The sequence below is a fragment of the Rhizobium sp. 268 genome (assembly GCF_036571585.1).
In the GTDB taxonomy this organism is placed as follows: Bacteria; Pseudomonadota; Alphaproteobacteria; order Rhizobiales; family Rhizobiaceae; genus Rhizobium; species Rhizobium redzepovicii.
In genome coordinates, this window is record NZ_JAPPSO010000008.1 from 85,457 (window position 1) to 105,569 (window position 20,113).

At 62.2% G+C, this 20,113-nt stretch carries 21 protein-coding genes and 1 pseudogene; 6 read left to right on the forward strand and 16 right to left on the reverse strand.

Annotated features, from left to right (window positions below):
- The first annotated feature begins 48 nt into the window (after positions 1-48).
- Positions 49-819, forward strand: a complete 771-nt coding sequence (gene recO / locus OS035_RS16940; protein ID WP_097626859.1) for a DNA repair protein RecO — start codon at positions 49-51, stop codon at positions 817-819.
- A gap of 100 nt (positions 820-919) precedes the next feature.
- A pseudogene (locus OS035_RS16945) lies at positions 920-1,903 on the forward strand (aldo/keto reductase); the annotation flags it as partial.
- Between the two features lie 112 nt (positions 1,904-2,015).
- Here OS035_RS16945 and OS035_RS16950 read toward each other — a convergent pair.
- The 3 genes from OS035_RS16950 to OS035_RS16960 form a co-directional block, all read right to left on the reverse strand.
- Positions 2,016-2,873 (reverse strand): MOSC domain-containing protein, encoded by an 858-nt coding sequence (locus OS035_RS16950; protein WP_097626863.1) that lies wholly within the window; start codon positions 2,871-2,873, stop codon positions 2,016-2,018.
- A gap of 9 nt (positions 2,874-2,882) precedes the next feature.
- A complete protein-coding gene (locus OS035_RS16955) occupies positions 2,883-3,527 on the reverse strand; it encodes an HD domain-containing protein (protein WP_331813923.1) in 645 nt (214 codons plus the stop codon).
- 155 nt (positions 3,528-3,682) lie between these two features.
- Complete coding sequence (locus tag OS035_RS16960) at positions 3,683-5,578, reverse strand: putative bifunctional diguanylate cyclase/phosphodiesterase (RefSeq protein ID WP_097626867.1); 1,896 nt, start codon at positions 5,576-5,578, stop codon at positions 3,683-3,685.
- A gap of 422 nt (positions 5,579-6,000) precedes the next feature.
- Here OS035_RS16960 and OS035_RS16965 point away from each other — a divergent pair, with 422 nt between their 5' ends.
- Positions 6,001-6,342 (forward strand): hypothetical protein, encoded by a 342-nt coding sequence (locus OS035_RS16965; protein ID WP_179867135.1) that lies wholly within the window; start codon positions 6,001-6,003, stop codon positions 6,340-6,342.
- A 182-nt stretch (positions 6,343-6,524) separates the two neighbouring features.
- On the forward strand, positions 6,525-7,040 hold the full coding sequence (locus OS035_RS16970) for a superoxide dismutase family protein (protein ID WP_097626871.1): 516 nt from the start codon (positions 6,525-6,527) through the stop codon (positions 7,038-7,040).
- A 29-nt stretch (positions 7,041-7,069) separates the two neighbouring features.
- Here the strand turns inward: OS035_RS16970 and OS035_RS16975 are convergent, their stop codons facing one another.
- The 8 genes from OS035_RS16975 to OS035_RS17010 all read right to left on the reverse strand — a co-directional run bounded on the left by OS035_RS16975 (position 7,070) and on the right by OS035_RS17010 (position 12,277).
- A complete protein-coding gene (locus tag OS035_RS16975) occupies positions 7,070-7,951 on the reverse strand; it encodes a mechanosensitive ion channel family protein (RefSeq protein ID WP_097626873.1) in 882 nt (293 codons plus the stop codon).
- 52 nt (positions 7,952-8,003) lie between these two features.
- Complete coding sequence (locus OS035_RS16980) at positions 8,004-8,534, reverse strand: tyrosine phosphatase family protein (RefSeq protein WP_097626875.1); 531 nt, start codon at positions 8,532-8,534, stop codon at positions 8,004-8,006.
- Positions 8,531-9,139: a YfbR-like 5'-deoxynucleotidase gene (locus OS035_RS16985; RefSeq protein ID WP_097626877.1), complete on the reverse strand. Its 609-nt coding sequence runs from the start codon at positions 9,137-9,139 to the stop codon at positions 8,531-8,533. The genes OS035_RS16980 and OS035_RS16985 overlap by 4 nt, the downstream gene beginning before the upstream one ends.
- On the reverse strand, positions 9,136-10,026 hold the full coding sequence (gene ygfZ / locus OS035_RS16990) for a CAF17-like 4Fe-4S cluster assembly/insertion protein YgfZ (RefSeq protein WP_097626879.1): 891 nt from the start codon (positions 10,024-10,026) through the stop codon (positions 9,136-9,138). The genes OS035_RS16985 and ygfZ overlap by 4 nt, the downstream gene beginning before the upstream one ends.
- Positions 10,027-10,132: 106 nt before the next feature.
- Positions 10,133-10,891 (reverse strand): hypothetical protein, encoded by a 759-nt coding sequence (locus OS035_RS16995; protein WP_097626881.1) that lies wholly within the window; start codon positions 10,889-10,891, stop codon positions 10,133-10,135.
- Positions 10,892-10,909: 18 nt separating this feature from the next.
- Positions 10,910-11,167 (reverse strand): hypothetical protein, encoded by a 258-nt coding sequence (locus OS035_RS17000; protein WP_003578293.1) that lies wholly within the window; start codon positions 11,165-11,167, stop codon positions 10,910-10,912.
- Between the two features lie 103 nt (positions 11,168-11,270).
- Complete coding sequence (locus OS035_RS17005; RefSeq protein ID WP_097627272.1) at positions 11,271-11,717, reverse strand: TIGR02301 family protein; 447 nt, start codon at positions 11,715-11,717, stop codon at positions 11,271-11,273.
- A gap of 125 nt (positions 11,718-11,842) precedes the next feature.
- Complete coding sequence (locus tag OS035_RS17010) at positions 11,843-12,277, reverse strand: NUDIX hydrolase (protein ID WP_097626883.1); 435 nt, start codon at positions 12,275-12,277, stop codon at positions 11,843-11,845.
- A gap of 78 nt (positions 12,278-12,355) precedes the next feature.
- Between OS035_RS17010 and OS035_RS17015 the strand changes: the two genes are divergently transcribed.
- Entirely contained in the window at positions 12,356-12,676 is a 321-nt protein-coding gene (locus tag OS035_RS17015; protein WP_097626885.1) for a YnfA family protein, read from the forward strand.
- A gap of 39 nt (positions 12,677-12,715) precedes the next feature.
- Entirely contained in the window at positions 12,716-13,480 is a 765-nt protein-coding gene (locus OS035_RS17020; protein WP_097626887.1) for an SOS response-associated peptidase, read from the forward strand.
- A 36-nt stretch (positions 13,481-13,516) separates the two neighbouring features.
- Here OS035_RS17020 and OS035_RS17025 read toward each other — a convergent pair whose 3' ends face one another.
- From OS035_RS17025 to OS035_RS17045, 5 genes are all read right to left on the reverse strand, one after another.
- The gene (locus tag OS035_RS17025) at positions 13,517-13,663 is read right to left on the reverse strand and encodes a hypothetical protein (protein ID WP_003587549.1); all 147 of its coding nucleotides are present in this window, start codon (positions 13,661-13,663) and stop codon (positions 13,517-13,519) included.
- 277 nt (positions 13,664-13,940) lie between these two features.
- The gene (gene pssA / locus OS035_RS17030; RefSeq protein WP_003587548.1) at positions 13,941-14,786 is read right to left on the reverse strand and encodes a CDP-diacylglycerol--serine O-phosphatidyltransferase; all 846 of its coding nucleotides are present in this window, start codon (positions 14,784-14,786) and stop codon (positions 13,941-13,943) included.
- Between the two features lie 123 nt (positions 14,787-14,909).
- The gene (locus OS035_RS17035) at positions 14,910-15,758 is read right to left on the reverse strand and encodes a phosphatidylserine decarboxylase (protein ID WP_312865347.1); all 849 of its coding nucleotides are present in this window, start codon (positions 15,756-15,758) and stop codon (positions 14,910-14,912) included.
- A complete protein-coding gene (locus tag OS035_RS17040) occupies positions 15,742-17,619 on the reverse strand; it encodes an ABCB family ABC transporter ATP-binding protein/permease (protein WP_183781084.1) in 1,878 nt (625 codons plus the stop codon). The genes OS035_RS17035 and OS035_RS17040 overlap by 17 nt, the downstream gene beginning before the upstream one ends.
- Positions 17,620-17,922: 303 nt before the next feature.
- Complete coding sequence (locus OS035_RS17045; protein WP_183781087.1) at positions 17,923-19,983, reverse strand: LysM peptidoglycan-binding domain-containing protein; 2,061 nt, start codon at positions 19,981-19,983, stop codon at positions 17,923-17,925.
- Positions 19,984-20,113: the final 130 nt, after the last annotated feature.

The following is a 20,113-nucleotide window of genomic DNA, read 5'->3' on the forward strand; positions in this document are numbered from 1 at the left end:
CCGGGAAAGGCTCTAGGATGGATTCGTCAGCCGCAAGGACTTCTTTCGATGCAGTGGCAGGATCAGGCGATCATCCTGGGCGTCAAGCGCCACGGCGAGACGAGTGTCATCGCCGAGGTGATGACGCGCGATCGCGGCCGCCATCTTGGCCTGGTGCGCTCCGGCCGGTCGCGCGCCATGCAGCCGGTGCTGCAGGCCGGCAATGCCGTGGAGGTTATCTGGCGCGCCAGGTTGGACGAACATCTCGGCGAATTCCGCGTCGAACCGGTGACGTTGCGCGCCGCCCGCCTGATGGAAACGGCGACCGCCGTCTACGGCGTTCAGGCGATGGGCGCGCTGCTGCGGCTGCTGCCGGAGCGTGATCCGCATCCGCATCTCTTCGAAGCGCTGGAGGTCATCCTCGATCACCTGCACAACCCGGCCGATGCCGGCGAGCTCTTCGTGCGTTTCGAACTGGCGGTGCTGAACGATCTCGGCTTCGGCCTCGATCTCGCCGAATGCGCCGCGACCGGCGCCCGTTCCGATCTCGTCTATGTCTCGCCCAAATCCGGCCGCGCCGTCAGCCGCAGCGCCGGTGCCCCCTGGGCTGACAAGATGCTGCTCCTGCCACCGTTTCTCGGTATCGAAGGCAATCGTGCGGCCGACTTCGATAGTCTCACGGCCGCGTTCCGTCTGACCGGGTTCTTTTTGCATCGCCACGTCTATGAACCACGCGGCATCGAAGCCGCAGCAGCCCGCGACGGCTTCGTTCAGGCGGCGCTCAAGGCGCTCAATCCAGCCTTGCGGACGCTTTCCGGTCCGAATGATATTTCCGCCTGACTTCGGTTTTTTACCGGTGCAAAACATCCTCCGGATTTGGCGGTTTACCCGCATGGGAGCCCTTCCTATGTCTGGAGGACTGCCAGCCAAGGAGGATCCCATGCTGACCAAGACCGCAACACCGAAGACGATCACGCTCTGGAACGGCCGCGAAATTCCGCGTCTCGGCATGGGATGCTGGGCGATCGGCGGCCCCTTCTTTGCCGGTGACACGCCGCTCGGCTGGGGCGAGGTCGACGACGATGAATCCGTCGAAGCGATCCGCCGCGCCATCGAACTCGGCATCCGCTTCTTCGATACAGCCTCGAATTACGGCGCCGGCCATTCCGAAGAAGTGCTCGGCCGGGCGATCGGCAATCGCGACGATATTGTCGTCGCCACCAAGTTCGGCTTCGCCACCGACCCGCAAACCAAGCAGGCAACTGGCGCCTTCGCCGATGAGGCCTTCATCCGCCGTTCGGTCGAGACCTCGCTGCGCAGCCTCAGGCGCGACCGCCTCGATCTCCTGCAATTCCACATCAATGATTTTCCGTTGGAACAATCCGATGCCGTCTTCGACGTGCTGGAGGCGCTGCGCGCCGAAGGCAAGATCGGCGTATTCGGCTGGAGCACCGATTCTCCCGATCGCGCCGCCCGCCATGCCGGCCGCCAGGGCTATGTCTCGGTGCAGCATACGATGAACGTCTTTGAGCCGGTGCCGGAGATGATCGCGGTGATCGAAAGGCAGGGGCTGATCTCTATTAATCGTGGTCCGTTGGCCATGGGGCTCCTGACCGGCAAGTTTACCGCCGACAAGGCAGTGGGCGCCAAGGATGTACGCGGCGCGGCCCTCGACTGGATGGTCTACTTCAAGGACGGGCGCATGGCCCCGGAATTCGCCGCAAGGCTCGACGCCGTCCGCGATCTCCTGACCTCGGGTGGCCGCACGCTGACGCAAGGGGCGCTCGCCTGGCTCTGGGCAAAATCGCCGCGCACACTGCCTATTCCAGGCTTCCGCACGTTCGCCCAGGTGGAGGAAAATGTCGGGGCGCTGGAAAAGGGACCGCTGCCGGCGGATATCATGGCGGCGATCGACGCCGCACTCGGCATCAGTGAGAGGCGGCGACAATCCCCCACGCTTCCTCGTTCCTGTGACGAGCACAGGAATGGGGGAGAACGTTGCAGCGCGTGCGGAAGAAAGCCTTCCGCAATTCGACCTACCGCCGTGCACGAACCTTCAACGCCCAGCCCTCAGGCCTTTCCTCGACGACGCGCACGGTGTCACCGATCGTGATCCTGCCGTTGGCGCGCGGGGTGACGTTCCAGCCGAAGAGCGGGCCGGGCACACGCCGGTCGGCCGACATGCGGATGCGGCCCATTGATGGCATCGGGTTGGGTACCTCGCGTGAACCGGTCAACTGGTCCTGCGTCGTCATGATGCAGCGCGAGCAGGGTTTGACGAGATCGAAGCGGATGCCGGCAATCTCGATCGCCGCCCAGCGGTCCTCCGGCCAGGCCTCGTCGATATCGATGACGATGTTCGGACGGAAACGTTCCATGCCAACGCTGCCTTCGCCATGGGCCGCGAGGTCGGCGTTCAACGCTTTCAGCGAGCCGGTTGTCGTCACCAGGATCTGATAGCCGTCGGTAAAGGTTACGGGCGTACCTTCACCGGCCCATTCGGCATTCGCCGTGCGCCTTGCCTGGCCGTCGAAGAAGACCAGCCGCACCTCGCGGCCGAGCCATTCGGAAAGCAACCGGTTGCTTTCGGGATCGGCGACGGCGGCACTGACGGTCGATTTCCACACGCTCACATCCATGCGGCTTTCAGGCCGAGGCGGCGGCACCGATATGTCCTGCCTTCCCTGCATCAGCAGCCGAAAAGCGCCGGGCTCCGGCCGGACCTCGATGCGCGCAAGGTCCGGCAATTCGCGCTGGGTGATGAAGTGTCCGTTGGGATCAGTGATCATTGCCCGCCGGTCGCCGGGAAGCCCATAGGCGTCGATGTCGGTCGAAGGCAGGGCAATGCCGCGGGCACTTTTGAGGGGATAGATGAAGAGGTCGCTGATACGCATGCCGTTCTCCTAGATCTCGTCCATGAATGCCTGGAGAAAGTCGCGCAGGCTTTTGTCGCGCGCGGCCGCCAACCTGCGGCCGGTCTCGGTCTGGAACCCGTCCGCCAGTTTGAACAGCTTCGTCCGGAAATGGTCAATGGCATACCGCTTGTCGTCGAGCGGGCGATCCGCTGCCGCCGGGTCGAACGGATCGTAGAGCCCGGATCCCAGTCGCCCGGCAATATAGAAGCAGCGTGCGGCGCCGACCATGCCGATCGCATCCAGCCGATCGGCATCCTGCAAGATCTTTGCCTCCAGCGTCTGCGGCGCCACCCCGGCCGAGAAACTATGCGCGGTGATGGCGTGAGCCGCAGCGTCGATATCCGCCTGATTCCAGCCGAGTTCTGCCAAGATCGCCGAAGCCTTCTGCGCCGCCAAAGCCGATGCCTGTGCCCGCAGCGGCGAATTCTTCTCTACGGCAACGCAGTCGTGTAGCAGCACGGAGGCGGCAAGAATTCGCCCGTCGCCGCCTTCGCTAGCATGGATGCGCATGGCGTTCCGGAAGACGCGCAGGATATGGGCAAGATCGTGCGAGCCGTCGTCGCCATCGGCCGCATGGGCGATCAGCGGCGCGGCGAGCGTTTCATGAGGAGAGAAGGCTTCGGCCTCGACCATTGCGCCACCTGTTTATGAGGAGGATTGTCTTCCGTCGATAGAGCATCGGAGCGGAAGCGGATTCGGGATCTCGGTCGAAGCACGCGACAACGAAGGCTCGGGGACCGTTGCCGATTATGTAGCCGCTTGCCGTGCGAGTCGCAATTGAAGCTGGCTCAGTGGCTCGGCAGAGGTGTCGCGCCGCCGTTTCTCGGCAGGGAAAGAAGATGGGGCACGTCAAGCGCGGGTCTCGGCCGGCTGATGTGATAGCCCTGGATCTCGTCGCATTCCTCGCATTCGAGCAGCGCCAGCTGCTCGGCCGTCTCGACGCCTTCGACGGTGACGCGCATGCCGAGCGCGTCACCGAGCAGAATGATCGCGTGCATGATCGCATGTGCTTCCTTGTTGTCGACGATGTCGTTGACGAAGGATTTGTCGATCTTGATCTTGTCGAAGGGGAAGCTTGAGAGATAGCTCAGCGAGGAGTAGCCGGTGCCGAAATCGTCCATAGAGATGCGGATGCCGCGCTCCTTCAGCGCATGCAGGATCGGCAGCACTTCGCCGAGATTTTCCATCAGCACGCTTTCGGTGATTTCGAGCTCGAGCCGCAGCGGCGACAATGAGGCGGTCGCCAGCGCTTCGCCGACATCCCTGGTCAGGTCGCTGCTGCTGAACTGCGTCGCCGAAACGTTGACGGCGACTTTGATGTCTTCAGGCCATTCTGCCGCATCGCTGCAGGCCCGGCGCAAAACCCAGCGGCCGATATCGACGATGAGGCCGACCTCTTCGGCGAACGGAATGAAATCTATCGGCGCAACACGGCCGCGGATCGGATGGTTCCAGCGGATCAGCGCCTCGAAGCCGCAGATGCGCCGCTGCGAAAGGTCGTAGAGCGGCTGGTAATGCAGCTCGAATTCTTCCTTCTCGATGGCTGCTCTGAGGTCCGCCTCCAGCGCGTGGCGCAGTTGCATCTGCGCTTCCATCTCGCCGGCGAAGAAACGCTCGCGCTTGCGCCCGTCCGATTTGGCATGCGACAGCGCCACGCCGGCATGTTTCAGCAGGATATCGGTTTCATCGCCATCCCCCGGGGCGACTGCGATCCCCATCGAGACGCTGAGCTCCATCTGTTTTTCGCCGTGCAGGAATGGCTCGGAAAGCTCGCGGCGGATCTGCTCGGCCAGCGCCGTTACGTTCCACGGCTGCTGTCTGCCCGTCTGCAGGATGGCGAATTCGTCCGAACCCAGCCGCGCCAGGGTGTTTTCCGAACCGGCCGATGCCCGGATGCGCGCGGCGACCTGCTGCAGGATCGTGTCGCCGGCGGACACGCCCATCAAGTTGTTGATCGATTTGAACCGGTCGAGGTTGAGGTGAATGAGGGCGATCTGCTCGTCCGGTTTGCGCTCTGCGAGTGCCGCATCGACCTGCTGGCGGAAATGGATGCGGTTCGGAAGACCGGTCAGCGGATCGTGGTGGGCGAGATAGGTGATGCGCTCAGCCGCCTTTCGATCCTCGGTAATATCGGCATGAATGGCGATGTTGCTGCCGTCGGCAAGGATAGTCACCATGCTCTGGATGACGCGGCCATCGTCCATCAGCCATTCGCGCCGACGAATACCGCTGCTTTTTACGGCTGCGGAGGAATGTCGCCCGGCTCGCCGGCCGGGCTTGGCGCTGGCGCCTTCCGCACCGCGCATTTTGTCGATGAGATCGGCGATTGTCACGCCTGGAGTGACATCGGCCTGCGTCAGGCCGAAAAGCTGACTGAAGCGAATGTTGGAAAGTGTCAGCCGCTGATCTGCGTCGAAGACGCTGAGACCGAGTGGCAGGTTGTTGAGGATGATTTCGAAGAGCCTCTGCTGTCCGTCGAATGCCTGCCTGAGGGCTGACATATTGCCTCTCAGCGCATGGTTGTCCCTTAGCAGCGTTTCCGCGCTTCTTTCGATCTCGTCATAGTCGCTTTCGTGGACACGATAGGTCGCGATGACAAGCTCCATAAGACGCTGTGCATCCACCGATCCATCGGCGGTGACGGCCTGGCTGCATTGCTGCCAGAAGAGCGCCTCAGCTTTCATGGCGAGGCCTCTGCAGGGCGGGCGCGACGGCCATGGCCGTCATTTGATGGACGTACATCATCGCGTTGAAAACTCTTCCAAAAGTGGCCATTAAATTGATTTCTCATAAACTAAACGTCCAGGTGGTATCTAGTGTCGCTCATTCTGGACGGGCGGGATTAATATTCGGTTGCAGTGCAGCAGCGGCTTCGCGTCGTTAGGCATTTGTTTTATATGTGAAAAATCGCTGAAATACCGCAAAGCCTCTTCGCTTGGCGCAGGCGGATGCTCAGCCTCAGGCCAGTCCGTTAACCGTTGTCAATCATCGTTAATGAGAAGTTAACAACTTATTGACGCACCGCGCAAATCAGTTTAACCAGCGAGTCATTCAATGATTGTCCACGTTCGTATTGCGTACAAACACCACCGGCAAAAGGCGGTGAATGGAGGTTTGTATGACCAGCACCACATCCGTTTCCGATACGTCATATGCATATCTGGCGACACTCTCGCGGCTTGATGCCAATGGCGATGGTGTACTCAGCCGTGGCGAGCGTGCCGCTGATGAGAAGCCCGGCATCATCAAGGAACTCCTGGAAGAGGACAACACCAGCGAGACGCAGCCGAAATTTTCCGGCAGCCTGATTGCGCTGATGATGGACTCGCGTGACAGCAGCATCGGCGTCCCTTATCCGTTGCAGCAGACGGCGCCGACGACCGGCGATCAACCGGACGATCTCTACCGCAACACTTACGGCCAGTTCGACTTCAGCGCCGTCGCCTGAGCCGCTCCCGAATCGGGTCATCTGCAAGCCGGCCGTTGGCCGGCATTTTTCGTCTCGCACTCCCCGCGAATAGCGCCACTTCCATGTGATAGAGCCTCCTGTCGGACACACGGCGCTCCAAATGAGGAACACCTTCCGGGTTGATACGTTCAGAAGGACAACCGGACGGAAGGATATCTCCCATGAAACCCATGTGCATCATCGCCGCCCTGAGCCTGCTTGCCGTTGCATTGCCGGCGGGTGCCCAGGACAAGCAGACCGCGGTTGCCAATTTCGTCGGCAAGGACGGCAAGGAAGATGGCCGCGCGCAGCTGACGGCTGCCGCCACCGGCGGTGTGCTGATCGAGCTCGAGATATCGGGACTGCCGGCGAACAAATGGGTGGCCTTCCATGTTCATGAGACCGGCCGATGCGACGCCGCGACCCATCACGAGTCGGCCGGCGGTCACTTCAACCCTGAGAAGGCCGAGCATGGCATCCTTGCCGCCAAGGGGCCGCATGCCGGCGATATGCCCAATCAATATGTCGGGCAGGACGGCGTGCTGAGGGCGCAGGTCTTCGACAGCATGGTCACGCTTGATGGCAAGACCGACGGCATTCGCGGCCGCGCATTGATGGTGCACGCCAATTCGGATGACTATCGCAGCCAGCCCTCGGGTGATGCCGGGGAAAGACTGTCCTGCGGCGTCATTCAATAGTCTGCTGCATAAGTTCCTGGATCAATGTCTCATTGCCGCCTCAGTGCTGCCTTTTCGGCGGCCGCCCTGCCGTTGGACATCTCTGCCGGTGCGGCGTTCGGCGCATCCGGCGACGCGGCCGGATTGTTCTCGTCGAAGGCAAGCTTTACCCGTTTTGCCATGTCCCGGCTGACCGTCCACCAGTCACCGGTCTTCGCCCAGTATCGCAGCGTCACGAAGATCGCGCCGTCGCCGAGGCCGTCGATGAAGACGCTCGGTTCCGGTGACTTCAGCACCCGGGAATCGGCTTTGGCAAGGCCCATCAATGTTTCCATCGACCGATCGATGTCATCCTCCACCTTGATCTTCAGCTCGTTCCGCCGCGTCGCCTCGCGGCTGAAATTGGTAATCGGCGTATTCCAGAGCGTCGAATTCGGCGCCAACCGGTAGAGCCCGTCGGCGGTCCTGAGTTCGGTCGCAAACAGCCCTATTTCGCGCACCGTGCCGGCCACGCTGCTGGTCTCGATATATTCTCCGACCCGGAACGGCCTGAGGATCAGCAGCATGATGCCGGCGGCGATATTCTGCAGCGTTCCCTGCAGCGCCAGTCCGATTGCCAGGCCGGCTGCGCCGAGGGCCGCGATGATCGAGGCTGTCTGGACGCCGAACTGGCCGAGCACGGTGATGAACACCAGGATGAGCAACGCGTATCGCAGCACATTGGTGAAGAATCGCGCCAGCGTCTCGTCGATGCCATGGACGCGCGACAGGCCTTCATAGGCCCAGCGGCTGGCAAAACCGGCAAGCGCCCAGCCGAGAACCAGCAGGATTACGGCCCCGAGGACGGAGAAGGAATATTGCACTGCAAGCGCGCTCGCCTGGCTAAGCGCCGTTTGCGTGGCAAGAAGGACGTCGGCTGCCTGTTGTTGCATGATCTGGCCTCTTCTACGTGGTCGGGGCTAGATGGGGCAGATGGCGGCAGCGTCAACCGCAGGCGGGCGCTGCGATTGCAAGCACGAAGGGCGCGTTGCCGTCGGCATCCGCACCGCGTCCGATCGCCCGCACTGCCGCAACAAGCCGGCCGCTACGGTTAAGCAGCGCGTCGCCGATCTCGATCAGCCGGGCATTCGGCGTCGCGAAAGGCGAGGCCGCCCGCAGCCGACGGGCAAGCGTTTCCTCACTCTGATCCGGTGCAAGTGACAGTGCGGCGATCAGGGCTGCTGCCGGCGAGCGCGACACGCCCATCCAGCAATGGATGAGCAGCGGCGTCTCCTGCCGCCACGACGCGGCAAAGTCGATAATCCCCTGCACATGCGTTTCGTCGGGCGCCACCAGACCGCCGGTGCCCTTGAAGGTGATGTCGTTCATCGCAAGCGTCAGATGACGGTCGGCCACGATCACGCCCGGCCGATGAAAGGCCTGCTCCTTGGCGATCAGGCTGATCATGTCGCGCGCCTTGTGGCGCACCGCCATCTCCGCGATGCGCGACAGCGGCGACACGATGATGAAGCTCACGAGACCATCTCCCGCGCGGTCTCGATCGCCGCAAAGCGCTCACAGAACAGCCGCTGCGCTTCGATCGCCGGCAGCGGATCGATCATCAGCATCTCCCTGCTGATGCCGCGCGGCTGGCCGAAGAACTTCTGTGCCTCGGCAGGTGTGAAGCCGGCGAGCACCGTCGCCTCGAAATAGGCGGCGATCGTATCGGCTTTCTTGATTCGGTCCTTGAGGTCGCGCGAGGGATGCGGCGGCAGGCCGAAGCGCAGGTGCACGGCGGCCTCCAGCCGCTTTTCCACCGTCTTGTAGCCGCCGCCGACCACCGATTTGAACGGCGAGATCATATCGCCGATCACATATTCGGGTGCGTCATGCAGCAGCGCCATCAGGCACTCCTGCGGGGACGCATCATTGACGCGGCGGAAAATGTCTTCGACGACGAGGCTGTGCTGTGCCACCGAAAAAGCATGATCGCCCGATGTCTGGCCGTTCCAACGGGCGACACGCGCCAGCCCATGGGCAATGTCGATCAGTTCCACATCGAGCGGCGAGGGGTCGAGCAGGTCGAGCCTTCGCCCGGACAACATGCGTTGCCAGGCACGCGGAGCTTTCGTGGTCGTCACGCGCTGGCCTCGTCGGCGCTGGTGGGAAAGACAAGGCCGGACCATTGCGGCAGGACGAGGGAAACGGGTGTTTGCCCGGCGAGCAGCGGCGTGCCGGCGGCCATTGCTGCGCCGGCGCGGTCGATGCGCACAATCGCCAATCCATGGTCGCCTTCGACCGAACCGAGTGTTCCGACAGGCTTGCCGGCGGCGGAGATCTCCGTCCCGGTCTCCGGCAGAGCCGTTGCAGCGGACACTGTGACAACGCGCCGGCGCGCGGTGCCGCGGTGCTGCATCCGCGAAACGACCTCCTGGCCGACATAACAGCCTTTCCTGAAGGACAGACCGCCATTGAAATCCATCAGCACGTCGTGCGGAAAGGCATCCTGCAGGGCGAAGTCCGATCCTGACGTGACGATGCCGTGGGTGATGCGCAGCGCATCGTAGAGCAATTCTTCACCGTCGCCGTGTTTGCCGGGCTGACGGATCAACGCGACGCCAGCCTTGGCGAAGCGACTATCCCGGACGCCCTGGCTGTCCCGGACGCCCTGGCTGTCCCGGACGCCCCGGCTGTCCCGAACGCCCTCGGCATCTTCGTCCCAGGAAACGGTGACCCCATCTTCGGTGCGCGGCGTGAGCGTGACGGCAGCGCGCAGCTTGTACATCGTCAGCCGCTTCAGCAGGCCATCGCGCTGGCCGGCATCCGTTTCGATCGTATAGCCGTTGCCCTCCTGCCAGATCATGAAGTCGAACAGAATCTTGCCCTGCGGCGTCAGCAGTGCCCCGGGCCGCGCCTCGTCGGCCTCAAGCGAGATGATATCGGTGGTGATCAGGTTCTGCAGGAAGGATTGGGCTTCCGCGCCGCTGATGGAGAGAAGTGAGCGGTCTTTCAGGAATACGGCTGGCATGGCGGAACCTGTCGCGTTGGTTATCGCTCAGAGGTATGTCTTCATGAGGTGGATCGCAAGCGTCCCACCGAAAGGCGAAACGCGAAAGGCGCAAGCGTTGTGGGCGTCAATCGCCCGCCGTGAAGAATTTCCATTTGCCCTGAGGGGTAATGCCGAGGCGGTAGAAATTATAGCCGCCGAACTCCTGCATGTCGGAAAGATCGCCGGCCGTGACGATTCGCAGCAACTCGACACGCTCCGGCGGCGTCAGCGACTTCAGGTCCTTTTCGGCGAAATAGGGCCAGACATACATCTCGTCTGCCGTACCCTGGCCGACATGCACGAAGCCGGTCGAGACGATGTCGAGCATGATGGCGAGGATCTCGTCTCCATCGGGATCGCCCGAAAGATCCTTCAGCGTGCCGATCGGATCGTCCGTGGGCTCGCCCACAGTCACCTGTGTCTGCTCGGTGCCGGTGCCCATCAGCGGCCGCAAGCGTTCGAGATCGCCGGAGGCGGCCGCCTCGACGATCTGCTCGCGCATCTTGCGAACCGGCTCGGGCACCTTGCTGATGTCGTAGATCACTTCGGCGGGCTTGGAAGCATCCTGGGCGCCCGGCGTCTTGTCGACACCCTGATTGTTCTGGCTGTTGACCAGTGGATCGGCCATGGGAACACTGGGAGCGGTGCCACTCTGCGGCTGGCTCTGCCCCTGAGCGCTTCCCGGTGCAGCCGGCGCGTCGTTGGCCGCCTGGCCAGGGATCTTGTGCAGTTCGGAAAGCGCGTAGGCTGCCGGGGCAAGGAAAATATTGCCGGCGGCGAGGCTGAACGCAAGCAGCACCGGCGCGAGCGGAATTCGCGAAATTTTCTCTTTACCGGTATGCATCAAACTCTCTGAAAATAATTATTGCAGGGTGCGGTTCGCGGAGAATTCGCCGGCAAGCATGCGTTCACGCAGCGAATCCAGCAAGGCTTCGGCGCTGCTTTCCCCGTGCAATCTGATCGTCTCGCGCAGGGCATGCGCAATAGCGGCATCAGCGATGATCTCAGGCTCGATTCCGTCGGCCATGCCGTCGGCCCAAGCCTCGTTCTGGTACTCCAGAGCCGCCTGCATCTTCTCGTGGACGATCATGTCGTCGATCTCGTTGAGGCTTGCTTCCATTGTCTTTTCCTCAGAACTTCTCATGTCTTACTGCACCGTTAACAACACTAACAGCCTTTTCCCAAAACGACACGTCCACATGCGAAAACAGGTTAATTAAACGTCAATTTCCAAAACGCGAGGTAATTTCTGTGGCGAGTGTTGCACCTTCGTTACGGTAGCGCTCTTCTGCCACGATGGCCGCCGCGGTGCAATCGGTATAGACGGAGGCGAAGGCGCGGTAGCCGCGATTGAAGGCCGCGGTCAGTTTTTCCCTACGCTGCGGCTCGTTGCCGGTCTCCGAATCGAGCAGCTGCTGCATGCCGTTTCGCCACTCGTCGCCGCCTGCCGCCTTGCAGAGCGTTCTCAAATAATGCACCGAGCCCAACACCTCGGCCAGCCGTGCCAGTTTGTCGTCATAGGGCACCGTCACCGCAGGCGGCGGCGTAATCTCCTCCTCCCGTGGAGGCGGCGCGTTCTTACCCTGCGCCATGGTGGGGCCGGCGAGCACGAGCAGGGACAGGAAAACGCGTCGAACGGGAATCATGCTCCCAGTTGATACGTTGAGCATGACGGCAACAAGGCGGACCTTGAGAGTTTCCACTCCTATTCGCCGCAAGCCAGAGCATGCTGCCGAAAGTGTCAGCGGTTTCTTTTGACATCATGCTCTAATTTTATTTCAGAATAAGATTCAGATTATAGGCCGGTCGGCCTGAAATCATCCTGTTCTAGCCGTTCTGCGCATTCGAGCACACTCTGCGGCACCGGCAGCCGCCGGATTTCCTCAACCGTATACCAGCCGAGCGCCGCCGCATCGTCGGCGGCCTCAGCCACCAGCTCCCGATCCGCCTCGACGCGGAAGACCGACAGGAAGAAGTGGCTGCTGAGGCTGCCATCGGCGGCATGGGTCTTCAGGTCATAGGTCGAAAACAGCTGCGGATTGCGCACCGAAATGCCCGTTTCCTCACGGAATTCGCGCAACGCCGTTTGCTCCGGCGTCTCGCCCGGTTCGGCGCGGCCGCCCGGAAACGCATACATATCGGCAGAAGGCGGATTGCGCCGCAACACCAGAAGGAATCGTCCGTCGCGTTCGAGAATGGCGGAGGAGGCGGCTTTGGCGGTGGAGATCATGAGATGGCTCTTGCTGTGATGACCCATCCTACCCGATGAATACTGCCGAAGAAATGCGAAGGCGCGAGAGGTGCTTCCGTGACCTACATCATTTATGCCGTTGCCGCCGTCTTCGAGATTGCCGGCTGCTTCGCCTTCTGGGCGTGGCTGAGACTTGGAAAGCCAATCTCGTGGCTGGCCCCGGGAATGGTCTCGCTGGCGCTTTTTGCCTGGCTTCTGACTCTGGTGCCGAGCGAGGCCGCCGGCCGCACTTTCGCGGCCTATGGCGGCATCTATATCGCCGCCTCACTGCTCTGGCTCTGGCTGGTCGAAAGCCGCGTGCCTGATCGCTACGATATCGGCGGGGCGCTGGTCTGCCTTGCCGGAACGAGCATTATCCTCTTTGGGCCGAGAGGCTGACGCCTTGACCGGACTCAAGCCGGGTGCAAAGACAAGCCGATGTGTGGACGTTTCGCCCTGACAAGCTCCAGCGCCAACCTGCGCGAATTTTTCTCCGGTGTCGATCTCGATGAGTTTCCGGCGCGCTATAACATCGCGCCGACGCAGCCGATCCTCGTCATCATAGCAGGCGAGGGCCGGCAGCAGGGCAGCAACCTGGCCGACCGCCGCGCCGTGCTCGTGCGGTGGGGTCTCACCCCGGCCTGGGTCAAGGATCCGAGGGACTTCCCGCTGTTGATCAACGCCCGCTCCGAGACCGCGATCGGCAAGGCCTCCTTCCGGGCGGCCATGCGTCATCGCCGCATACTTATCCCGGCCACCGGCTTTTATGAATGGCATCGCCCGTCCAAGGAAAGCGGAGAGCGGCCGCAGGCCTATTGGATCAGGCCGCGTAAGGGCGGGGTCGTCGCTTTTGCCGGGCTGATGGAGACATGGTCCTCGGCGGATGGTTCCGAGGTCGATACCGGCGCGATCCTGACGACACCGGCCAATTCGGGCATGTCGGCGATCCACGATCGCATGCCCGTCATTATCAAGCCGGAAGATTTTTCGCGCTGGCTGGATTGCAAGACCCAGGAACCGCGCGAGGTGGTCGACCTGATGCGGCCGGTTCAGGACGATTTTTTCGAGGCCGTCCCGGTCTCCGACAAAGTCAACAAGGTCGCCAATATGGGGCCCGACCTGCAGCAGCCGGTCGTCGTCGAAAAGCCGCTGAAGGCCCCCGAGAAGCAGAGGCCTGACGACGGTCAGCTTAGTTTCTTCTGAATACTATCTGCCGCTTTTCGTTAGTCGCACGGGCGCTCAAGCGGATTTCTTGACGCTGGTCGGCTTGTGTTTCGCCATCAGCGATGCCGCCGCAACAGCCTTGAGGCCGACAGGGCGATAGTTGGCGGCGAGATCGGGCTTGGCCGTCTGCTGTTCGCCGCTACTGCTCTTCTTCGAAGTCACGATACTCTCCTTACGTGTTTCTTCCCGGGGTATTTTGTATTTTGAAGTTTGGTCACCAATAGCGACAAAACGGGGACGCAGCTTATCAGGATTTGTAAACGCGCACCATAATTCGCGAGGCTTAACTGAAGTCTACGTTGGTTAATACTTACTGAAGAGAGCGGTTCCAATAAAACTGCGCAGCCGTTTTTCTGGGGAAAAAGCGCGCAACAGTTTTCCCGGGAATGCGAAGAGACGCATTCCCATCACTCCGAAAAAATCAGGAAACGCGTCCGCCTCAGATGTGACGGCCGATGTCGTCGTCGCCGACGCCGGGTTCCTCGATCGTCAGCGTCCCATATTTCCGGCGCCATTTCCGCGCGCCGAAGGGAAGCGATATGAGATAGGCGGCAACGGTGAAGACCATCACCTCCCAGGTGTAGCTCATCAGCAGAGCCACATAGAGCACGACGCCGAGCATCATCGGCAGCACGAGATCGCGCCGCAGCCGGTTGCCTTCCGATTTGCCCGACCAGACCGGCAGCCGGCTGATCAGCAGGAAGGCGATGACGACGGTATAAATCGACGAAACATAGGCGAAGGTGCGGTCCGTCGCCAGGCCGAGGAAGCCGAGATAGACCGGCAGCAGCACCAGCATGGCACCAGCGGGCGCCGGTACGCCGACGAAATATTCCGATTGCCAGCTCGCCTTGTTCTCGCGTTCGGCCATGACGTTGAAGCGGGCAAGCCGAAGCCCGGCGGCAATCGCGTAGATCAAAGCCGCGATCCACCCGAGCGAGCGCGCCTGATCGAGCGCGAAGACATAGACGACGAGGGCAGGTGCGACGCCGAAATTGACGATATCGGCAAGCGAATCCATCTGAGCGCCGAACTTCGAGGTTGCCTTCATCAGCCGGGCCACGCGCCCGTCAATGCCGTCGAGGAAGGCAGCGACCAGCACCATGGAGACGGCGAGCTCGTAACGGTTCTCGAAAGCCAGCCGGATGCCGGTCAGCCCGGCGCAGATTGCCAGAATGGTGATGAGGTTCGGAAAGACGAGACGGAGCGGGATTTCGCGCAGACGCGGGCCGCGGGCGGAATCATCCGGACCGTTGGGCTCGAAAGGCGGAAAGGGCGTTTCCATATCGCGTTCCAATCTGAACCTGGAGCATGTCGCGCAAAAGTGTGCAGCGGTTTTGCGACAACGACATGCGTAAAAACAAAGGGCTAAAGCGCGAGGAGCGAATCTGAAAGATCGCGACGCGCCTTAACTGCGGCGGCTGATGATGGGACCCTTGGCGGAGGCGAATTCGGCAATCACAGTTTCCCCGGCAATCGCCACCTGGCCGAGCGAGACGCGCGGCGCGGCACCGGCGGGCAGGAACACGTCGAGCCGAGAGCCGAAACGGATCAGCCCGAAGCGCTCGCCGGCATCCACCGGTTCGTTGGGATTTGCCCAGCAGAGGATGCGCCGCGCCACGAGGCCGGCGATCTGTACGACGCCGATCTGGCCGTGGCGGGTTTCGATCACCAGCCCGTTGCGCTCGTTGTCCTCGCTCGCCTTGTCGAGTTCGGCATTGACGAAGCTGCCGGAGCGGTAATTGATGCTGACGATACGCCCGCGCATCGGCGCCCGGTTCACATGGCAATTGAAGACGTTCATGAACACCGAGATGCGCAGCATCGGCTCGGAGCCGAGGTCGAGCTCGGCCGGCGGGGTCACCATCTGGATCGCCGAGACCTTGCCGTCGGCGGGAGAGATCACCAGATCGTCGTCCTGCGGGGTCACGCGTTCGGGATCACGGAAGAAATAGGCGCACCACAGCGTGAAGATCATGCCGATCCAGAAGAGCGGCTTGAAGATCCAGCCCAGGATCAGCGACGCGACAAAGAAGGCGGCAACGAAGGGATAACCCTCCTTATGCACGGGGACGATCGTGTTGCGAACCGTGTTGAACAGGCTCATGCTGCCGGTCTCCTTGCGTTGTCGTTTTTTGCTGGTTAGCGAAAAACCGTCTCCGGGGCAATGCTGTGGCCCCGGACGTGGTTCCGAGGCCGGAGTTCTGAACAACAAAAGCTTGGGCCTTGTCGCTCCCGGCTCAGCTTGCCGGGGCAAGCCGCGTGATCACCCCCAGGTCGTCGCTTTCGCGCACCTGCTTCAGATGTTCCTCTGCCTGTGTCGCCTCGCGCTGCCGGTTCCACATCGAGGCGTAGAGACCGTTCCGCTCTAGCAGGGCGCCATGCGTTCCGCGCTCGGCGATCTCGCCGCTTTTGAGCACGATGATTTCATCGGCGCCGATCACCGTCGATAGTCGGTGGGCGATCACCAGCGTCGTGCGGTTCTTCGAAACCACGTCGAGCGCCGTCTGGATTTCTCGTTCCGTCGTCGTGTCGAGCGCCGACGTCGCCTCGTCGAGGATCAGGATCGGCGGTGCCTTGAGAATGGTGCGGGCGATCGCCACCCGCTGCTTCTCGCCGCCCGAAAGCTTCAGCCCGCGCTCCCCGACCTTGGTCTCGAACCCTTCGGGCAGCATTTCGATGAAATGGGCGATCTGCGCCACCTCGGCTGCCGCGAAGACCTCGCCGTCGCTCGCCGATGTGCGGCCGTAACGGATGTTGTAGGCGACCGTATCGTTGAAGAGCACGGTATCCTGCGGCACCATGCCTATCACCGAGCGCAGGCTCTTCTGCGTGACTTTGCGGATATCTTGCCCGTCAACGGTAATCGCGCCGCTCTGGATATCGTAGAAACGATAGAGCAGCCGCGACAGCGTCGACTTGCCGGCTCCCGAAGGACCGACGACGGCAACCGTCTTGCCGGCCGGCACCTCGAAGGAAATGCCCTTCAGGATCGGACGGGCGGGGTCGTAGGAAAAGTGCACGTCCCTGAAGGCGATCGCGCCCTGGCCGATCCGAAGATCGACCGCATCGGGCGCGTCCTTGACCTCGGCCTGGACCTCCAGGAGGTCGAACATCTGCTCGATATCGGTCAAGCCTTGACGGATTTCGCGGTAGACGAAGCCGATGAAGTTGAGCGGCGCGGAAAGCTGCAGCAGCATCGAATTGACGAAAACGAAATCGCCGACCGTCTGCTCGCCTCGCTGCACGGCGAGTGCCGAAAGCACCAGCATGATCGTCGTGCCGATGCCGAAGATCACGCCCTGGCCGAAGTTCAGCCATCCGAGCGAGGTCCAGACATCGGTTGCCGCCTTCTCGTAGCGTTCCATCGATTTGTCGAAGCGTTTTGCCTCCATCTCTTCGTTGCCGAAATATTTGACGGTCTCGAAATTGAGGAGGGAGTCGATCGCCTTGGTGTTGGCGTCGGTATCGCTGTCGTTCATCGACCGTCGAATGGCGATGCGCCAGTCGGATGCGCGGATCGTGAACCAGATATAGGCCCAGACGGTAAAGGCGGTGACGGCGAGATAGGAGAAGCCGTAACCCCACCAGAAGATCGCCGCCGTCAACAGGAATTCGATGACGGTCGGGACCGAATTGAGGATCGTGAAACGCACGATCGTCTCGATGCCCTTGGTGCCGCGCTCGATGATGCGCGACAAGCCGCCGGTCTTGCGCTCCAGATGGAAGCGCAGCGACAGCTCGTGCATATGCACGAACGTCCTGTAGGCGAGTTGGCGCACCGCATGCTGGCCGACGCTGGCAAACAGCGCGTCGCGCAGCTGATTGAGACCGAGCTGGATCAGGCGGGTGATGTTATAGGCGATTACCAGGGCGATGGCGCCGGCCAGCAGCGGCGGTACCGAGCCGGCGAGATCCATCCTGCCGTTCAGCGCATCGGTCGACCACTTGAAGAAATAGGGAACGAGCAGCAGGACGAACTTGGAAATCAGCAGGAAGACCGACGCCCAGACGACGCGCATCTTGAGGTCGGGTCGGCCGGCCGGCCACATATAGGGCCAGAGGTTGAGAAGCGTCTGCAGCAGGTTGGATTCCGAGACTGTCTTGCCGTTTGCCATGCTTGTCTCCAGCCCGGATGGGCTTGCGGCGATTGCCGCGCTTCGATGCCGGCAAGAGCGCGGAACCGGAATATGCCCGAAGCGCTTCCCCGCCACCGCCAGATAGGATGCCGGGCGGATGAATACAACAAGTGCGGGGTTCAGGAAAAGAGAGGCCGGGCGGTTATCCCGCCCGGCCTCGTTACGGTGTTTGGCGCTTAAAGCATGTCGCGCAAAAGTGTGCAGCGGGTGGTTTGCGGCAACGACATGCGAAAACAAAGAGCTAAAGCGCGGGGGAGCGAATCTGAAAGATCGCGACGCGCTTTAGAGGTGTCGGTTGGACAGGCGTTTGCGGTGCAGTTCCTCGGCGTTCGGCAGTACATCCTTCGGCAGACCGAAGATCTGGCCGGGGCGGATGCGATCCGGATCGACGATCTTGTCCTCGTTGGCGATGTAGATCGTCGTGTAACGAACGCCGAGCCCATAGGTGCGGCGCGAAATCTGCCACAGTGTGTCGCCGCGGCGGATGATCACCGCCGCGTTGTTTGCCGTCAGCGGCGCCTGTTCGATCGTCTTCGGCTGGTTGCCTGCCGCGTCGGTTGCACCAGGCGCCGCCGGTGCCGCCGGTGCCGCCGGTGCGGGGGACGCGGAGAGGCCGGCGATGATCGCCCCCAGGCCGTCGAGGCCTGCGCCGACGGATTTTGCATCCTTCGGCAGGCCCTGCAACATCTTCAAGGCGCTTGTCGCGGTCTGCGAGGCGGCGCCGGACGATTGCTTGAACGTGTCGGGCGCATCGGATCCCGGCCGGAAATCTGCGACCGAGCGCAATGCGAATTCGGTTGCCGAGCGCGCCGCCGCAAGCTGTTCGGCGCCGGGCAGCTTGCCATCGGCAAACAGCCCCTTCAGCAGGCCGAAGGCCTTGCCGACTTCGGCCTTGCGCTTGCCGAGTTCGCCTTCGTCGAGCGGCACCATCGAGGAGGCGCCATTTGCGTCGGCTGGGACGGATTGCGCCGCGACCCTGACCTGGTCGCCGGCCGGGCGATTGAAATTCACCGCTGCACGCACGATCACCTTGCCGGCGGGATCGACGACATCGACGCGGATCTTGTGGTCGCCGACCGAGAGCGCCACCACGCCGTCGATAACGAAATGGCCATCGGAGCCGGCTGTGTCCTGGCCGACAAGGCTGTCGTCGGCGTAACCGAGGACCTTGGCGTTGGCGCGCGCCGTGCCCGCAATGAAAATCTTGTTGCCCTCGATTTCGACGGCGTTGACCATCACATCGGGCGCATTCGACTTGTCGGGTGCGGCGGTGCCGGGAACGGCGGGGGCCGTCGCTGGGCCGCCGGAGGCGGCGTCGGTTAGGTTGGGCGTCTGCAGCGCCAGCTCGCCGGTTGGCGCAACGGTCGCAGCAGGCGCAGCCGAACCTGCGCCCGTTGCCGGCTTGTCTGTTGGCGGCGCCATCGGGTTGGAGGCATCGGCGACTTCGGTGCCGGCCTTCGGCGCGGTGATGATGCGGCTCGCCGCGCCGGGTTTGGAGACCATGGCGAGCAGATTGGCGCCGTTGCCGTCCTTCGGTACGGAGATGGTCGCAACCTCTTCGGAAAGCGTGCTCTTGCCGTCCTTGCCGGTAAACTTCAGCACCAGCTGGTGGTCGCCCGCCGCAAGCGGATCGTCGAGAACGGCGGCGAAATCGCCGCTGGCATCGACATTGGCTGTCGTCACGACCTTTTCGCCGTCAAGCACTTCGAGCTTGCCGTTCGGTTCGGCGGAGCCGGCGATCACCGTCGAGCCATCGGGCTCGACGCGCAGGACGTCGAATGCGGGAAGCTTCGGGCCGGCATTCGCCGCAGCCGTGCTCGCCGCAGGCTCAGGCGCACCGGTCAGCGCAGCCTCGGCCTTGGCGATCGCGGCAAGCGCATCGGTAATGTTCTCCGGTAGCGACTGGACAATGGCGAGCGCCTTCGTGCCGCCGTCCTTCGCCTTGACGGCAAGTGCCTGGGTCGCCGGATCGAGGCCCTCGGGGATTGCGAAACCGGCAAGCGCGCTCAGCGCATCGACGGCCTTCGTCTTGGCAGCGGTGAAGACGTCGTCGGCGGGGCCTTTGCCGTCGGCAAACAGTGCCTTGAGTTCGGTAAGCGACACGCTCGCATTGGCCGATAGGCGACCCACCTTATCGGCGACGCCGGCCGCGTCGGCCACGGCCGAGCGCGATGTTTTTGCCGACTCGTTAACCGTGTCCTTGAGCTCCGTGCTCGCCTGGTTGATGGCGTCGCCGACCTTGGCTGCATCGCCGCCAATGCGCGGCATGACGAAAAATACCATCAGTAGGATTGCGATTACGAGCACTGCAAGGGCCAGCAAGCCGGCACGGTTCTTCATCATTATGTCTCCCCAGGCGGCAATTTGCCGTAGTAACCGAAATTGCTAGCGATTCCCGTTGCTTTGCACAAGCATTCAAAGCAATTCGGCAAGCTAGGTAGGCTGCTTTCCAGTCAATTTTCTTGACTGCATT

Bases quoted from the DNA above. Each gene is read 5' to 3' on its own strand.
- recO (WP_097626859.1), top strand. From the start codon at position 49: ATGCAGTGGCAGGATCAGGCGATCATCCTGGGCGTCAAGCGCCACGGC.
- OS035_RS16950 (WP_097626863.1), bottom strand. From the start codon at position 2,873: ATGCGTATCAGCGACCTCTTCATCTATCCCCTCAAAAGTGCCCGCGGC.
- OS035_RS16955 (WP_331813923.1), bottom strand. From the start codon at position 3,527: ATGGTCGAGGCCGAAGCCTTCTCTCCTCATGAAACGCTCGCCGCGCCG.
- OS035_RS16960 (WP_097626867.1), bottom strand. From the start codon at position 5,578: ATGAAAGCTGAGGCGCTCTTCTGGCAGCAATGCAGCCAGGCCGTCACC.
- OS035_RS16965 (WP_179867135.1), top strand. From the start codon at position 6,001: ATGGAGGTTTGTATGACCAGCACCACATCCGTTTCCGATACGTCATAT.
- OS035_RS16970 (WP_097626871.1), top strand. From the start codon at position 6,525: ATGAAACCCATGTGCATCATCGCCGCCCTGAGCCTGCTTGCCGTTGCA.
- OS035_RS16975 (WP_097626873.1), bottom strand. From the start codon at position 7,951: ATGCAACAACAGGCAGCCGACGTCCTTCTTGCCACGCAAACGGCGCTT.
- ygfZ (WP_097626879.1), bottom strand. From the start codon at position 10,026: ATGCCAGCCGTATTCCTGAAAGACCGCTCACTTCTCTCCATCAGCGGC.
- OS035_RS16995 (WP_097626881.1), bottom strand. From the start codon at position 10,891: ATGCATACCGGTAAAGAGAAAATTTCGCGAATTCCGCTCGCGCCGGTG.
- OS035_RS17000 (WP_003578293.1), bottom strand. From the start codon at position 11,167: ATGGAAGCAAGCCTCAACGAGATCGACGACATGATCGTCCACGAGAAG.
- OS035_RS17005 (WP_097627272.1), bottom strand. From the start codon at position 11,717: ATGCTCAACGTATCAACTGGGAGCATGATTCCCGTTCGACGCGTTTTC.
- OS035_RS17010 (WP_097626883.1), bottom strand. From the start codon at position 12,277: ATGATCTCCACCGCCAAAGCCGCCTCCTCCGCCATTCTCGAACGCGAC.
- OS035_RS17020 (WP_097626887.1), top strand. From the start codon at position 12,716: ATGTGTGGACGTTTCGCCCTGACAAGCTCCAGCGCCAACCTGCGCGAA.
- pssA (WP_003587548.1), bottom strand. From the start codon at position 14,786: ATGGAAACGCCCTTTCCGCCTTTCGAGCCCAACGGTCCGGATGATTCC.
- OS035_RS17040 (WP_183781084.1), bottom strand. From the start codon at position 17,619: ATGGCAAACGGCAAGACAGTCTCGGAATCCAACCTGCTGCAGACGCTT.
- OS035_RS17045 (WP_183781087.1), bottom strand. From the start codon at position 19,983: ATGATGAAGAACCGTGCCGGCTTGCTGGCCCTTGCAGTGCTCGTAATC.